Origin of the sequence: Azoarcus sp. TTM-91, assembly GCF_012911025.1 — a bacterium.
GTDB lineage: Bacteria > Pseudomonadota > Gammaproteobacteria > Burkholderiales > Rhodocyclaceae > Azoarcus.
In genome coordinates this window covers 19,697-33,881 of record NZ_WUEI01000048.1, presented here as the reverse complement: position 1 = coordinate 33,881, position 14,185 = coordinate 19,697, and the positions used below count along the sequence as shown (strand labels likewise).

Annotated in this window: 13 protein-coding genes; 10 read left to right on the top strand and 3 right to left on the bottom strand. The window is 65.0% G+C overall.

Going from position 1 to position 14,185, the window contains the following annotated elements; genetic code table 11:
* Nucleotides 1-1,033: MFS transporter (locus GRF61_RS14055; protein WP_169151264.1), on the bottom strand; the 1,033-nt coding region annotated here is incomplete at its 3' end.
* Nucleotides 1,034-1,271: 238 nt separating this feature from the next.
* Between GRF61_RS14055 and GRF61_RS14050 the strand changes: the two genes are divergently transcribed.
* From GRF61_RS14050 to GRF61_RS14040, 3 genes are all read left to right on the top strand, one after another.
* Nucleotides 1,272-2,165 (top strand): LysR substrate-binding domain-containing protein, encoded by an 894-nt coding sequence (locus tag GRF61_RS14050; protein WP_169151262.1) that lies wholly within the window; start codon nucleotides 1,272-1,274, stop codon nucleotides 2,163-2,165.
* 177 nt (nucleotides 2,166-2,342) lie between these two features.
* A complete protein-coding gene (locus tag GRF61_RS14045) occupies nucleotides 2,343-5,060 on the top strand; it encodes an EAL domain-containing protein (protein ID WP_169151261.1) in 2,718 nt (905 codons plus the stop codon).
* Nucleotides 5,061-5,146: 86 nt separating this feature from the next.
* On the top strand, nucleotides 5,147-6,112 hold the full coding sequence (locus GRF61_RS14040; RefSeq protein WP_169151260.1) for a hypothetical protein: 966 nt from the start codon (nucleotides 5,147-5,149) through the stop codon (nucleotides 6,110-6,112).
* Between the two features lie 33 nt (nucleotides 6,113-6,145).
* On the opposite strand, the gene GRF61_RS14035 is transcribed toward GRF61_RS14040, so the two are convergent.
* Together GRF61_RS14035 and GRF61_RS14030 are read right to left on the bottom strand one after the other, a co-directional pair.
* Nucleotides 6,146-7,141 carry an aldolase/citrate lyase family protein gene (locus GRF61_RS14035; protein ID WP_169151259.1) on the bottom strand — a complete coding sequence of 332 codons (996 nt, stop codon included), beginning with the start codon at nucleotides 7,139-7,141 and terminating at the stop codon, nucleotides 6,146-6,148.
* A gap of 117 nt (nucleotides 7,142-7,258) precedes the next feature.
* Complete coding sequence (locus tag GRF61_RS14030) at nucleotides 7,259-8,251, bottom strand: malate dehydrogenase (RefSeq protein ID WP_133588548.1); 993 nt, start codon at nucleotides 8,249-8,251, stop codon at nucleotides 7,259-7,261.
* A gap of 224 nt (nucleotides 8,252-8,475) precedes the next feature.
* Between GRF61_RS14030 and GRF61_RS14025 the strand changes: the two genes are divergently transcribed.
* The 7 genes from GRF61_RS14025 to gltA all read left to right on the top strand — a co-directional run bounded on the left by GRF61_RS14025 (nucleotide 8,476) and on the right by gltA (nucleotide 14,160).
* Complete coding sequence (locus tag GRF61_RS14025; RefSeq protein WP_133588551.1) at nucleotides 8,476-9,204, top strand: GntR family transcriptional regulator; 729 nt, start codon at nucleotides 8,476-8,478, stop codon at nucleotides 9,202-9,204.
* 99 nt (nucleotides 9,205-9,303) lie between these two features.
* Nucleotides 9,304-9,693 carry a succinate dehydrogenase, cytochrome b556 subunit gene (gene sdhC, locus GRF61_RS14020; protein WP_169151258.1) on the top strand — a complete coding sequence of 130 codons (390 nt, stop codon included), beginning with the start codon at nucleotides 9,304-9,306 and terminating at the stop codon, nucleotides 9,691-9,693.
* Nucleotides 9,687-10,034, top strand: coding sequence for a succinate dehydrogenase, hydrophobic membrane anchor protein (sdhD, locus tag GRF61_RS14015; protein ID WP_169151257.1), 348 nt, complete (start codon nucleotides 9,687-9,689; stop codon nucleotides 10,032-10,034). The genes sdhC and sdhD overlap by 7 nt, the downstream gene beginning before the upstream one ends.
* 2 nt (nucleotides 10,035-10,036) lie before the next feature.
* Nucleotides 10,037-11,830, top strand: coding sequence for a succinate dehydrogenase flavoprotein subunit (gene sdhA, locus GRF61_RS14010; RefSeq protein WP_169151256.1), 1,794 nt, complete (start codon nucleotides 10,037-10,039; stop codon nucleotides 11,828-11,830).
* Nucleotides 11,831-11,849: 19 nt separating this feature from the next.
* A complete protein-coding gene (locus tag GRF61_RS14005) occupies nucleotides 11,850-12,560 on the top strand; it encodes a succinate dehydrogenase iron-sulfur subunit (RefSeq protein ID WP_133588559.1) in 711 nt (236 codons plus the stop codon).
* 1 nt (nucleotide 12,561) lies between these two features.
* Nucleotides 12,562-12,798, top strand: a complete 237-nt coding sequence (locus tag GRF61_RS14000) for a succinate dehydrogenase assembly factor 2 (RefSeq protein ID WP_169151255.1) — start codon at nucleotides 12,562-12,564, stop codon at nucleotides 12,796-12,798.
* A 66-nt stretch (nucleotides 12,799-12,864) separates the two neighbouring features.
* Nucleotides 12,865-14,160 carry a citrate synthase gene (gene gltA / locus GRF61_RS13995; RefSeq protein ID WP_169151254.1) on the top strand — a complete coding sequence of 432 codons (1,296 nt, stop codon included), beginning with the start codon at nucleotides 12,865-12,867 and terminating at the stop codon, nucleotides 14,158-14,160.
* Nucleotides 14,161-14,185: the final 25 nt, after the last annotated feature.

The window sequence follows — 14,185 nt, the reverse complement described above, 5'->3', positions numbered from 1 at the left end:
AAGCCAGGCCGGAGAAGGTGCCGAGCACGCTGCCACCCAGGTAGTAGCTACAGAGGTAGAGCGCCGCCGCCAGCGCGCGCCGTTCCTGCGCCCGTCGGCCCACCCAGCCGCTGGCGGTGGTGTGGGCGCCGAAGAAGCCGAAGGTGAACAGCGCCACGCCCAAGATCACCACCAAGAGGTTGGCGGCCAGCGTGATGGCGATGCCGGCCATCATCAGCACCACCATGATCCACAGCACGTTGCGGCGGCCGAAGCGGTCCGCCAGCAGTCCCGACCAGGCGGAAGCCCAGGTGCCGACCGCATAGAGCAGGAAGATGGCGCCTATGGCCGTCTGGCCCAGGCTGAAAGGCGGCTCGTGCAGACGGAAGCCGAGGAAGTTGTAGAGGCCGACGAAGCTCCCCATGATCAAGAAGGCGGTGGCGAACAGCCACGGCAGGCCGGGGTCGGCGGCGATGCTGCGGGCATCCTGCAGGATGCGGCCAATGGCGGCGGCGCGCGGGCGGAAGTGGCGGGAAGCGGGCAGACTGCGCCAGAACACGATGGCCGCAATGCCGCCGAGTATGCCGAGCGTCGCCAGCGCCAGCCGCCAGGAACCCCATTCGGTGACCAGCGCCGACAGGAAGCGGCCGCTCATGCCGCCCATGGCGTTGCCGGCGATGTAGATGCCCATCGCCCGCCCCTGGGCATTCGGCGCCACCTCCTCGCCCAGGTAGGCCATGGCGGCGGCGGGCAGGCCGGCCAGCGCCGCGCCAAGCAGGGCGCGCAGCACCAACAACTGGTTGAAGTCGGTGACCAGCGCCGAGGCCAGCGCAATGAAGGCCGCCAGCACCAGGGAGCCCGTCATGACACGCTGCCGGCCGTAGCGGTCCGACAGCACGCTGGCCGGAATCAGCATCAGCGACAGCGCGGCGGTGCCGGCGGAGACGGACAGGCTGGCGGTCGCCGGGCTGACTTCGAACACGCGGGACAGCAGCGGCAGCATGGGCTGGGTGCCGTACATCATGGCGAAGGTGGCGAAGCCGCCGAGGAACATCGCCAGGTTGGTGCGCCGGTAGGCGGCGGTGCCGGCCTCCAGGCGGTCGGACACCAGAGGAGTGGAGGGCGAAGCGGAGCTCTCGGGGGAGGGGGCTGCTGCGGACACGCTGAATCATCCTGTTGTTGTCGGCGGCACTCCAGGCCGCGGGCGGCGGGGCCGTGCTTCAACAGTAGATTGTGTCCTGGGTGCCAGTCCAATATATTCGAAGTGGTCTTGTGATCTGTTGGATATATGAATGGAGCTGCGGCACCTACGCTACTTCATCGCGGTTGCGGAAGAGCTGAACTTCACCCGGGCGGCAGCTCGCCTGCATATCGGCCAGCCGCCCTTGTCCATGCAGATCCGCGACCTGGAGCAGGAACTGGGCGCGCGCCTGTTCGAGCGCAGCAAGCGCCGGGTGACGCTGACCGAAGCCGGCAAGCGCTTCCTGGAACGGGCGCGCGACATCCTCGCCCAGGCCGCGCTGGCCGCTGCCGAAGCGCGACGGGCCGGGCAGGGCGAGGTCGGCGAGCTGCGCATCGGCTTCACCTCTTCGCTGCCCTATACCGAGACGCTGCCGGCAGTGCTGGACGCCTACCGCCGCCGCTACCCGGACGTCCGCCTGCAACTGGAGGAGATGTTCTCCACCGACCAGTTCACCGCGCTCGCCCGGGGAGAACTGGATGTCGGCCTGGTGCGCTACCACTCGCCGGACGCACCGCCGGGGATCGACCTGCGGGAGATCGGCCGCGACGCGCTGCGGCTGGTCCTCAACACCGGCCATGCGCTGGCAAAGGCGCCGGCGCTGCGCTTCGAGCAGCTTGAGGGCGAGGGTTTCATCACCTTTCCGCCCGATGCCGGCACTGGTCTGCCAGCCATACTCCGGCACTTGTGCCGCCGGGCGGGTTTCGAGCCCAACGTGGTGCAGACCGCGCGGGAGGCGACCACCCAGATCGGCCTGGTCGCAGCAGGGCTGGGCATCGCGCTCTTGCCCTCGCCACTGGAATGCGTGCGCATCCCGCGAGTGAAGTACCTGCCGATAGAGGATGAGGAGGCTTACTTCAGTCTGGCAGTGGCGATTCGCAAGGAGGCTCCGGCGCCGCTGCTGGCAGGCTTTCTCGCGGTGCTGGACCATGTATGCGAGCCCTGACGTGTGTTTCCGGTGCACCGGATCTTGTTTGGCATAAAGCCGGTGGCATGGCCGGCCTGGCGGGTTTTGTTATGGCGTTGGAGCTGTTTGCGCCGACGCGTAGAATGCGGCCTTCCTTCCACCCGCGTGAGTGGGTGGATGACCAACCCCGCAGTTGCAGAACAGAACATAAGAAAGATGGCTTGTAGTCCAGATTCATCGTCCTCCCCCATGCCGCGCCGCTGGTGGGTGGATGCGCTGGTGTTCGCCGGCATGTTGTTGCTGCTCTACCTGAGTTTCCTGCTCGGTAAGTCGGACAGCATGGCGGTTCCCGGTGCGTCCGAAGTGCTGGCCGAGCCGCACCCCGCCGTGTTCTCCGGGGCGATGCTGTGCGTGCTCGGCGCCTTCCTCGGCGGCGGCGCGCTGGCGCTCATGCTGGCGATGCGGGGCGAGCGTGCCGCTCGCATCGGCGATGCGGCGCGGCGAGAGCGCGGCCGCTTCCTGCAGGCGGTACTGGACGCCATTCCTGCGCCGGTTTTCTACAAGGACGTCTCCGGCCGCTACCTCGGCTGCAACAATGCCTTTGGCGAGTTCCTCGGCCGCTCCAAGACGGAAATCATCGGTCGCACCGTCTACGAGGTCGCGCCCGCCGACCTCGCCACTGCCTATGAGCAGCGAGACCGCGCCTTGATGGATGCCCGCGGCACCCAGGTCTATGAAACGCAGGTCGAAACCGAGACCGGGCGACGCGACGTGATCTTCTACAAGGCCACCATCTCCAGCCCGGACGGCGAGGTCCATGGTGTGGTCGGTACGGTGCTGGACATCACCGAGCGCAAGGCGGCCGAGGAGAAGGTGCGGGAGAGCGAGCGGCGGATGAGCGCGTTGATCGAAGCGCTGCCGGACGCCATCTTCTTCAAGGACGGCGGCGGCCGCTGGCTGGTGACCAACCAACGGGCACAGGCCTTGTTCAACCTGCGCGGCGAGAAGTGGTTCGGCATGACCGATCGCGAGCTGGGCCTGCTTCGTCCGGAGTACGCTTCGGCGCTGCAGCAGTGCCTGGACAACGATGAGCTAGCCTGGAGCAGCGAGCAGCTGCCCTGCCATTCCATCGAGGTGGTGAATGATCCGGCGGGCGAGCGCCATTACTTCGACGTGACGCGCATTCCGATCCGCCGTGGAGACGGCAGCCGCGATGGCCTGGTCATCGTCGGCCGCGACGTGACCGCCCGGCGCATCGCGGAGGAACGCCTGCGGCAGGCAGCGACGGTGTTCGACAACACCATCGAAGGCATTTCCATCACCGACGAGAGCGGCATCATCCTGTCGGTGAATCCTGCCTTCAGCCTCATCACCGGCTACGACGAGATCGACGTGGTCGGCCGCCACACCCGCATCCTGCAGTCCGGCCGACACGACCGCGAGTACTACCGTGCCATGTGGAAGACGCTGAAGGAGCGCGGCCAGTGGCAAGGCGAGATCTGGAACCGGCGCAAGACCGGCGAGGTGTATCCCCAGTGGCTGACCATAGGCGTGGTGAAGGATGACGAAGGGCGGGTGAGCAACTACGTCGCGGTGTTTTCCGACATCTCCCAGATCAAGGACGCCGAGACCCAGCTGGAGCGCCTGGCGCACTACGATCCGCTCACCGGCCTGCCCAACCGCGCGCTGCTCGGCGACCGCCTGGAGCATGCGCTGGAGCGGGCGCGCCGCACCGGCTCCAGCGTCGCGGTGCTGCTGCTGGACCTGGACGGCTTCAAGAACGTCAACGACAGCCTGGGCCACCCCGCCGGCGACCGCTTGCTGCAGGTCGTGTCCGAGCGCCTGCGCGCGGCCCTGCGCGAGGAAGACTCGGTTTGCCGCTTCGGTGGCGACGAGTTCGCCATCGTGCTGGAGGACATCAGCCTGGGCGAGGCGGTGTCCGAGACCGCCGAGCAACTGATTGCGGAAATGGCGCTGCCGGTGGACCTGGACGGCCACCTGACGCGAGTCTCTGCCAGCATAGGCATCGCCATCTTCCCCCGCGATGGCGCTGATGCGACCTCGCTGATCAAGGCTGCTGATACCGCCATGTATCGCAGCAAGCAACTGGGCCGGGATACCTTCAGCTTCCATCACGACGAGATGGCCCTGGCCGCACGCCGGCGGCTGGAGATGGAGCACGGCCTACGCCAGGCGCTGGAGCAGGGCAGCTTCGAACTGTGGTACCAGCCGCAGCTGGACCTGTGTTCGGGGCGGGTGATAGGCGTGGAGGCCCTGCTGCGCTGGCGCGATCCGGCGCGTGGCCTGGTGCCGCCGCTGGAGTTCATCCCGCTGGCGGAAGAGACCGGGCTCATCGTGCCCATAGGCGCCTGGGTGCTGCGCCAGGCCTGCCGCGAGGCGCGCAGCTGGCTCGACGCCGGGCTCAACCCCGGCCGGGTAGCGGTGAACGTTGCGGCGCCGCAGATCGAACGCGGCGGCTTCGAACAGGTGGTCGCTCGGGTGCTGGAGGAAACCGGCCTGCCGGCGGCGGCGCTGGAAGTGGAGATCACCGAAAGCTCGCTGCTGCATAACGCGGATAATGCCAAGCGCGTTATCGCGGCGCTGCGCGAGCTGGGTGTCGGCTTGGCGATCGACGACTTCGGCACGGGCTATTCCTCGCTGGCTTACCTCAAGCACCTTGCGGTGCATCGCCTCAAGATCGATCGTGAGTTCGTGCGCGATCTGCCGGGCGACGGCAGCAACCTTGCCATTACCCGGGCGGTGATCGCCTTGAGCCGCAGCCTGGGCTTCGCGGTGGTGGCCGAGGGCGTGGAAGTACAGGCGCAGGCGGATCTGCTGCGCAGCGAGGGCTGCGACAGCGCGCAGGGCTTCCTCTACGCGAAGCCGATGCCCGGGGCGGATTTCGCGAACTGGCTGGCCGCGCGTCCGGACTGAGGCGCGCGACCTGCAATCTACCCCGAATATCCCGCTGCAATCCTTGGCAGAGTAAGCTAGCGCTTTTCCACTCGGGAGAGCCTGCGATGAAGCGCACCAGCCCCGCCGCGAATCCGATAGCGGCATTCTCGGACCTTTGGGTCGACGCCTGGACCCGCCCCTTCTCCGCCTGGCAAGGCTGGAACAGCTTCTGGGGCGAGCAGTGGCACGCTTGGCTGAGCGCATTCGGCTCCGGGCCCAGCCCTTGGCTGCCTGCGCTGGCGGAAGGGCGCGAAAACCAGCCCTCCCAGATCGATTTCTTCCTGCCCTGGCTGCCGCGGCTGGATGGCGGTGCATCCGCCGATGGTCATGATAGTGAAGAGGCGGTCAAGGTGATGCTGCGGGCTGCGCTGCCTTGGGCGCCAGCAGCGGATTGGCTGATGGTGGAGGCGAGGGCGGCCGGTTTCGGCATCCCGCTGCCGGCGCGTCAGCCGGCGGAAAAGGCCGCCCCGAAGGCGGCGGCTCCCGCTGTGCGTACCGTCGAGGCTTTGCCGGTGGCTGTGGCCAAGCCGGCGGCCGCGAAGAAGGCGCTGACGGCCAGGCCCGCGCCGGCAAAGGCGGCTCAGGCCAAGCTCGAAGCTGCGAAGCCCAAGGCTGCGCCGGGGGTGGCGGAAAAGGCCAAGTCCGCGCAAGCGAGCCCCGGTGTGCCTGGCTCGCGGGCCGCGGCAGCGAAATCCGGTGCAGTGGCAGCTGCCAAGCCGAAGGCCGCCGCGGCGGCCAAGCCGGCAGCAGGCGGAGCCTCGACCAAGGCGGCTGCGCCCGCTACAGCGGCAAAGGCAGAAGCCGCTGCTCCCAAGGCCGGGAGCAAGCCTGAGGCGGCGAAGAAGCCGGCGGTGAAGGTCAGTGCGGGCAAGACTCCAGCCAAGCCTGCTGCCGCCAAAGCCAAGCCGACCGTGGCCGAACCCGCTGCTACGAAGAGTGCCAGGCCCAAAGCCGTTCAGCCCAAGGCTGTCGCCGAGAAGCCGGTTGAGGCCACGTCCGCGGGCAAGCCGGAGGCCCCCGGCAAAGAGTAGGCAGGATGCTCCCGGCTGTGCCGGGGGCTTTGCTCAGGCGGTGAAGAAGCGCGCCAGATGCGCTTGGTCGATCGGCATGCCGGTCTGGCGGGCGCGCTGCAGCAGTTCCCAGTAATAGCGGTAGGAAGCGCGGTCGTGCAAACGGCCGCGTTGTTGTATCGGCCCCCAGTCGGCATCCTGCGCTGCAGCCAGGATTTCACCGGCTTCTTCCACTTCGGAAAAATCAGGTCGCATTGCTTCCACGATGGGCAGGATCTGGTTCGGATGGATGCTCCACATCCGCAGGTAGCCGAACTCGCGCCGGGCCCGGGTCGCATCGCGCCGGATGATTTCTAGATCCTTCAGCTCGGTGGTCACGTTGTGCGAGGGCACGACGCCGCAGCCCAGCGCCGCCGCCGCGATTTCCAGCTTGGCCCGCGCGACCAGGGGATGATCGAACTGGCCCGGGCTCTTCATCGCCGAGGCGGGAATGGCGCCGTGGTGGCCGGAGACGAAGTCCATCAGGCCGAAATCCAGTGATTCGACACCCGCCAGCGAGGCAATCTCCCAGGCCTCGCGCAGGGCGCCATGTGTTTCTATCAGTACGTGGACCGGCAGGGCACGGCTCAGGCCGGCCGACGCCTCCTGCCGCCTCAATTCCGCGATCTGGGCTTGGGCATCAGCGGCACTCCTGACCTTGGGCAGGGTGACGAAGGCCAGCCGTTCCCCGGCGGCGCCGATCAGGATCTCCAGGTCGCGCTGCCAGTGGGGGTGGGTAATGTCATGGATGCGGGCGCCGACACGGCCATGGATGTTCTCCGGGCCCGTCACCAACGCGGCGACCATCTGCGCATGTTCCGCTTCCGCGCCGGCGCGGGCGCCGTCCTCGCAGTCGCAGGTCAGGTCGAAGACCGGGCCGAGATCGCGCTGCAGCGAGAGCGCCTTCAGCATCAGCTTCTCGGCGCCGGCGTAGTGATCCACCGCCGGGAGGATGGGGAAGGGCTTTTCGCCGGCGAAGAGAACGTTGCTAGGGTGGGCTCGGGAATGCATCTGAGAAGTCTCGAAGGCTGCAGCGGGGTGGCCGAGGATAGCAGGGCTGCGGGGCAATAAAAAAGCGCACGGCATTGCCGTGCGCTTTCACCTTCTTTCAGCGACCCTGGCTGGCTCTCAGGCCAGCAGGTCCTTCACGCCTTCACGCTCTTCCAGCAGCTCGTTCAGCGTGTTGGTCATGCGCTCGCGGGAGAAGGCGTCGATGTCCAGGCCCTGGACGATCTTGTATTCGCCGTTTTCGGTGGTCACCGGGAAGCCGTAGATGATGCCTTCCGGGATGCCATAGGAACCGTCGGACGGAATGCCCATGGTGACCCATTCGCCCTTGGAGCCCAGCACCCAGTCGCGGATGTGGTCGATCGCCGCGTTGGCGGCGGAGGCGGCGGAGGAGAGGCCGCGGGCTTCGATGATGGCGGCGCCACGCTTGCCGACGGTGGGCAGGAACACATCCTTGTTCCAGGCGTCGTCGTTAATGAGGCCCTTGACGTTGTCACCGTTGGAGGTAACGAAACGGTAGTCGGCGTACATGGTGGGGGAATGATTGCCCCACACCACCAGGTTCTTCAGCGAAGCAACGTCACGGCCAGACTTGGTGGCGAGCTGGGACAGCGCGCGGTTGTGGTCCAGGCGCAGCATGCCGGTGAAGTTCTTCGCCGGAACGCGCCCGTATTTCTGGGCGACTTCCTTGGCGATGTAGGCGTTGGTGTTGCAAGGGTTGCCGACCACCAGCACCTTGCAGTCCGGATCGGCGTATTGGCCGATGGCTGCGCCCTGCACGGTGAAGATCTTGGCGTTCTCGGTCAGCAGGTCCTTGCGCTCCATGCCGGGGCCGCGGGGGCGGGCGCCGACGAGCAGGGCAACCTTGGCGTCCTTGAAGGCGACGTTGGGATCGTCGGTGGCGATCACGCCGGCGAGCAGCGGGAACGCGCAGTCTTCCAGCTCCATGATGACGCCCTTGACCGCTTTCTGGGCCTGGGGCAGGTCGAGCAGTTGCAGGATGACGGGCTGGTCCTTGCCCAGCATTTCACCGCTGGCAATGCGGAACAGCAGGCTGTAGCCGATCTGGCCGGCTGCGCCGGTGACAGCGACGCGCACAGGGGCTTTGCTCATGAAAGTACTCCCAAAAAACGGTCTTGATGAAAGGATGTTCATGCCCGCGCTGACGGCGCAGCAATCGCCCGAAAGCGCACAGCCTGGCTTGGTATAGGCGGCCTTGGGGCAGGGCGCAAGGATGGTAGAAGCTAAGGGCTGCCCTGTCAAATCATGTCTTTTGTCTTATATAAGATATGAGACATGGCATAGACGCTGGGAAAATTTTATGCTCAAATACGCCGATGGCCCAGGAATCCCCCACCTTCAGCCCCCTCTACCGTCAGATCAAGACGCTGATTCTGCAAGCGCTTGAGGCGGGGGAGTGGCGTCCCGGTCAAGCGATTCCCAGCGAGCAGGAGCTGGCCGCGCGATTCTCCGTTTCCCAGGGAACGGTGCGCAAGGCCATCGACGAGATGGCTGCGGAGAACCTGCTGATCCGAAAGCAGGGCAAGGGCACTTTCGTCGCCTCGCACAACGATCCGCGGGCCCTGTTCCGTTTCCTGCGCCTGGTTCCGATGGATGGCGACCTCTCCCACCCCCAGAGCGTGCCGCTGGACTGCTGGCGCGCCAAGGCGGGGCAGGAAGCTTCGCGCATGCTTGGCATCGAACTCGGCGCCCCCATCATCATCGTCCGCCGCCTGTTGCGCTTCGCCCAGAAGCCTGTGGTGGTCGACGAAATCTACCTGCCGGGGGACGTCTTTCCCGGCTTGACCTTCGAAGCCCTGCAGGACTGGAACGGCTCGCTTTACAGCTTGTTTGAGACGCGTTTCGGTCTGCGCATGATCCGTGCGCAGGAGCGCATCCGGGCGGTTGCGGCGGACCGCTCGACCAGCGAAGCGCTGAAGGTGCCCGAAGGTACCCCCCTGTTGTCGGTGGAGCGGGTGACTTATACCTACGGCGACAAGCCGGTGGAGTGGCGGCGGGGGTTGTATTCCACCGCGGAACATTTCTATCTGAACGAGCTGAATTGACGGGGTGCGGCTGGCTAACGTCGTATTCAGGAAAGCTATAATTATGAACTTTTTGAAGTCGGCGGCGGTTTCTCGTCGCAAATGTTCAGGGGAGTCTTCATGTCAGAAGTGACAGTGCGCAAGCAAAGGCCGAAGCATCTGGCCGTTCACGAGATCCGGCTGCCGCTGCCGGGCATCGTGTCGATTCTTCATCGGGTGAGCGGGGCGGGCCTCTTCCTGCTGCTGCCTTTCCTGCTGTTCCTCTTCGGTCGCAGCCTGGGTTCGCCGGAAACCTTCGCGACCTTCGAGGCAGTTGTCAGCCACCCGCTGGCGAAGCTGCTCTTGCTCGGCCTGCTGTGGGCCTACCTGCACCACTTCTGTGCGGGTATCCGCTTCCTGCTGCTGGATCTGCACCAGGGGCTGGACCTGCCGTCCGCGCGCAACTCCGCCCGCATCGTTCTCGTCGTGAGCCTGGCGCTCACCGTCATCATCGGGGTGAAGCTATGGTGAATCGTCACGTAGTCGGGGCTCACTATGGCCTCCGCGACTGGATCGCGCAGCGCGCAACCGCGCTCTTCATGGCCATCTATACCGTTATTTTCGGTATCTGTGCGCTGACCCTGCCGGAGTTGAGCTATGACGCCTGGTCGGGTCTGTTCTCCAACGGCTTGATGAAGTTCGCGACCTTCCTGTTCTTCCTCTCGCTGTTCTTCCATGCCTGGATCGGCATTCGTGACATCTGGATGGACTATGTCAAGCCGGCGGGCCTGCGCCTCGTGCTGCACCTGATCACCATTTTCCTGCTCGTCGGCTACGCCGGCTGGGCGGCCCAGATTCTTTGGAGGCTGTAAGCGTGAACGTCGCGAAGCGTACCTTTGATGCGGTCATCGTCGGCGCTGGCGGTGCCGGCCTGCGTGCAGCCCTGCAACTTTCCGAAGCGGGTCTCAAGACCGCTGTGCTGACCAAAGTGTTCCCCACCCGCTCCCACACCGTAGCGGCGCAGGGCGGGGTGGCGGCGTCGCTCGGCAACTCCACCGAGGACAACTGGCACTGGCACATGTACGACACCGTAAAGGGGTCGGACTGGCTGGGTGACCAGGATGCCATCGAGTTCATGGTCCGCAAGGCCAATGAGGTGGTGATCGAACTCGAGCACTACGGCATGCCTTTCGACCGTACCGACAACGGCAAGATCTACCAGCGTCCGTTCGGCGGCCATTCGATGAACTACGGCCAGGCGCCGGTGATGCGCTCCTGTGCCGCCGCAGACCGTACCGGCCACGCCATGCTGCACGCGCTCTACCAGCGCAACGTGCGGGCCAATACCCAGTTCTTCGTCGAATGGATGGCGCTGGACCTGATCCGCAACAGCGAGGGCGACGTCCTCGGCGTGACCGCGATCGAGATGGAAACCGGTGAAGTTTCCATCTTCCACGCCAAGGCGACCATCTTCGCCACCGGTGGTGCTGGCCGTATCTACTACAGTTCCACCAACGCCTTCATCAACACCGGCGACGGTGTCGGCATGGCGGCGCGCTCCGGCATCCCGCTGGAAGACATGGAATTCTGGCAGTTCCACCCGACCGGCGTGGCCGGCGCCGGTGTGCTGATTACCGAAGGCGTGCGTGGCGAGGGCGGCATCCTGCGCAACGCCTCCGGCGAGCGTTTCATGGAACGCTATGCGCCCAACCTGAAGGACCTGGCTTCGCGTGACGTGGTGTCCCGCTCCATGGTCACCGAGATCAACGAAGGCCGTGGCTGCGGTCCGGACAAGGACCACGTCCTGCTGGACATCACCCACCTGTCGCCCGAGACCATCATGAAGCGCCTGCCCGGCATTCGTGAAATCTCGATCCAGTTCGCCGGTGTGGACCCGATCAAGGCGCCGATCCCGGTCGTTCCGACCTGCCATTACCAGATGGGCGGTATCCCGACCAACTACAAGGGTCAGGTCGTTGCGCCGAAGAACGGCGACTCCAACGTGCCGGTGGCCGGCTTTTACGCCGCCGGCGAGTGCGCCTGCGCCTCGGTGCACGGTGCCAACCGCCTGGGCACCAACTCGCTGCTGGACCTGCTGGTATTCGGCAAGTCCGCTGGTGAAACCGTGGTCGAGGACTTCAAGTCCGGCAACCTGACATTGAAGCCCCTGCCGGCGGATGCCGCCGACGTTTCCCTGGCTCGTATCAACCGCCTGGAAACCCAGACCGGTGGCAGCGAGGTGCACGACGTGCGCCTGGCCATGCAGCGCACCATGCAGAAGCATGCCGGCGTATTCCGCTTCAAGGAACTGCTGCAGGAAGGCGTGACCCACATCCTTGAAGTTGCCGAGCAGGCCAAGGTCACCCAGATCGCCGACAAGTCCAAGGTCTGGAACACGGCCCGTACCGAGGCGCTCGAACTGGACAACCTGATCGAAGTCGCCAAGGCCACCATGATCTCGGCCGAGGCCCGCAAGGAGTCCCGCGGTGCTCACGTGCGCGACGACGCGCCGGATACCGCCGAGCATCCGAACGGCCGCGATGACCAGAACTGGCTCAAGCACACCCTGTGGTACAGCGAAGGCAACCGCCTCGACTACAAGCCGGTGAACCTCAAGCCCCTGTCGGCGGATGTCGAGCCGATCGCGCTCGCCAAGCGCACCTACTGAGCGCGGGAGAACAAACGAGATGAGCAAGCGTACCGTTCAATTCAAGATCTACCGCTACGATCCGGACAAGGACGCGCAGCCCTACATGCAGGACATTTCCGTTGAACTGGAAGCGTCCGACAAGAAGCTGCTCGACGCGATCGTCCGCCTGAAGACGAAGGACGATTCCCTGTCCTTCCGCCGCTCCTGCCGCGAAGGCGTGTGCGGTTCCGACGCGATGAACATCAACGGCAAGAACGGCCTGGCCTGCCTGACCGACATCGACAAGCTGGCCCAGCCGATCACGCTGCGTCCGCTGCCTGGCCTGCCGGTCATCCGCGACCTGATCGTGGACATGACCCAGTTCTTCAAGCAGTACCACTCCATCAAGCCCTATCTGGTCAACAACGACCCGGCGCCGGAGCGCGAGCGCCTGCAGACCCCGGAAGACCGCGAGGAACTCAACGGCCTGTACGAGTGCATCCTCTGCGCGTGCTGCTCGACCTCCTGCCCGTCGTTCTGGTGGAACCCGGACAAGTTCGTTGGTCCGGCCGGCCTGCTGGCGGCTTACCGCTTCCTCGCCGATACCCGCGACCAGGCGACCAACGAGCGCCTCGACAACCTCGAGGACCCGTACCGCCTGTTCCGTTGCCACACCATCATGAACTGTGTGGACGTCTGTCCGAAGAGCCTCAACCCGACCCGTGCGATCGGGAAGATCAAGGACATGATGGTCCGTCGGGCGGTCTGAGATGAGCATCAACCGGGGACGCGTGCGCTGGCAATGCCGTCGGGCTCTGCTCGAGCTCGACCTTGTCTTCGCGCGCTTCCTCGAGCGGCATTTCGATCGTCTGAGCGACGATCAGCTGGCGGATCTGGACGACCTGCTGCGCTGCGACGACTACGACCTGTGGGCGATGGTCAATGGCAGCAAGGCATGCGACGTAGACCGCTGGAAGGAGATGATCGGCTTGCTGCGTCAGGCATGACGTTGACCAGCCTTTCATGAACAGGGAGCAGAGCAGTTAAACCGGCTAGCAGAGAAGGGACGACCTATGAGCACTGAACGCACCGCAACCCTAACCGTCGATGGCAAGACCGTCGATTTCCCGGTAATGACCGGTACCCACGGCAATGATGTCATCGACATTCGGACGCTGGGCGGTAAAACCGGTTTGTTCACCTACGACTCTGGCTTCCTTTCTACTGCCAGCTGCAAGTCGAGCATTACCTATATCGACGGCGACAAGGGCGAGCTGCTGTATCGCGGCTACCCCATCGAGCAACTCGCCGAGAAGTGCAACTTCCTCGAAGTTGCCTACCTGCTGAAGAACGGCGAACTGCCGAACTCCGTGCAGAAGAGCGATTTCGAGAACACCATCAAGACCCACACGATGGTGCATGACCAGCTGACCCGCTTCTTCAACGGCTTCCGCCGCGATGCGCACCCGATGGCGATCATGGTGGGTGTGGTGGGGGCGCTGTCCGCGTTCTACCACGACGCGATGGACTTCTCCGACCAGGAACACCGCAACGTCTCGATCAACCGCCTGATCGCGAAGCTGCCGACCATTGTTGCCATGGCCTACAAGTACAACTTCGGCCAGCCCTTCATGTACCCGCGCAACGACCTCGATTACACGGCGAACTTCATGCACATGATGTTCGGTACCCCGTGCGAGGAGTACAAGCCGAACCCGGTGCTGGTTCGTGCGCTGGACGTGATCTTCACGCTGCACGCCGATCATGAGCAGAACGCCTCCACCTCCACGGTGCGTCTGGCAGGCTCCTCCGGCGCCAACCCCTTCGCCTGCATCTCCGCCGGCATCGCCTGCCTGTGGGGCCCGGCGCACGGTGGCGCCAATGAAGCGTGCCTGAACATGCTGGAAGAGATCGGCGATGTGTCCCGCGTGGGCGAGTACATCAAGCGCGCCAAGGACAAGAGCGACAGCTTCAAGCTGATGGGCTTCGGCCACCGCGTCTACAAGAACTTCGACCCGCGCGCCAAGCTGATGGGCAAGGTCTGCAACGATGTGCTGACCGAACTGGGTCTGGAAGACGACCGCCTGTTCAAGCTCGCCAAGGAGCTCGAGAAGATCGCGCTGGAAGACGAATACTTCGTCGAGAAGAAGCTCTACCCGAACGTGGACTTCTACTCCGGCATCGTGCAGAAGGCACTGGGCATTCCGACCTCCATGTTCACCTGCATCTTCGCGCTCGCGCGTACGGTGGGCTGGATCACCCAATGGGAAGAAATGATCACCGATCCGGAATACAAGATCGGCCGTCCGCGCCAGCTTTACACCGGTGCGGCACGTCGCGACGTTCCGGCCATCGGGCAGCGTCCGTAAGAGACGATGGAGAGGGAAGGGAGGC

Bases quoted from the DNA above. Each gene is read 5' to 3' on its own strand.
- GRF61_RS14030 (WP_133588548.1), bottom strand. From the start codon at position 8,251: ATGAGCAAAGCCCCTGTGCGCGTCGCTGTCACCGGCGCAGCCGGCCAG.
- sdhD (WP_169151257.1), top strand. From the start codon at position 9,687: ATGGTGAATCGTCACGTAGTCGGGGCTCACTATGGCCTCCGCGACTGG.
- GRF61_RS14000 (WP_169151255.1), top strand. From the start codon at position 12,562: ATGAGCATCAACCGGGGACGCGTGCGCTGGCAATGCCGTCGGGCTCTG.
- GRF61_RS14040 (WP_169151260.1), top strand. From the start codon at position 5,147: ATGAAGCGCACCAGCCCCGCCGCGAATCCGATAGCGGCATTCTCGGAC.
- GRF61_RS14025 (WP_133588551.1), top strand. From the start codon at position 8,476: ATGGCCCAGGAATCCCCCACCTTCAGCCCCCTCTACCGTCAGATCAAG.
- sdhC (WP_169151258.1), top strand. From the start codon at position 9,304: ATGTCAGAAGTGACAGTGCGCAAGCAAAGGCCGAAGCATCTGGCCGTT.
- GRF61_RS14050 (WP_169151262.1), top strand. From the start codon at position 1,272: ATGGAGCTGCGGCACCTACGCTACTTCATCGCGGTTGCGGAAGAGCTG.
- GRF61_RS14035 (WP_169151259.1), bottom strand. From the start codon at position 7,141: ATGCATTCCCGAGCCCACCCTAGCAACGTTCTCTTCGCCGGCGAAAAG.
- gltA (WP_169151254.1), top strand. From the start codon at position 12,865: ATGAGCACTGAACGCACCGCAACCCTAACCGTCGATGGCAAGACCGTC.
- GRF61_RS14045 (WP_169151261.1), top strand. From the start codon at position 2,343: ATGGCTTGTAGTCCAGATTCATCGTCCTCCCCCATGCCGCGCCGCTGG.
- GRF61_RS14005 (WP_133588559.1), top strand. From the start codon at position 11,850: ATGAGCAAGCGTACCGTTCAATTCAAGATCTACCGCTACGATCCGGAC.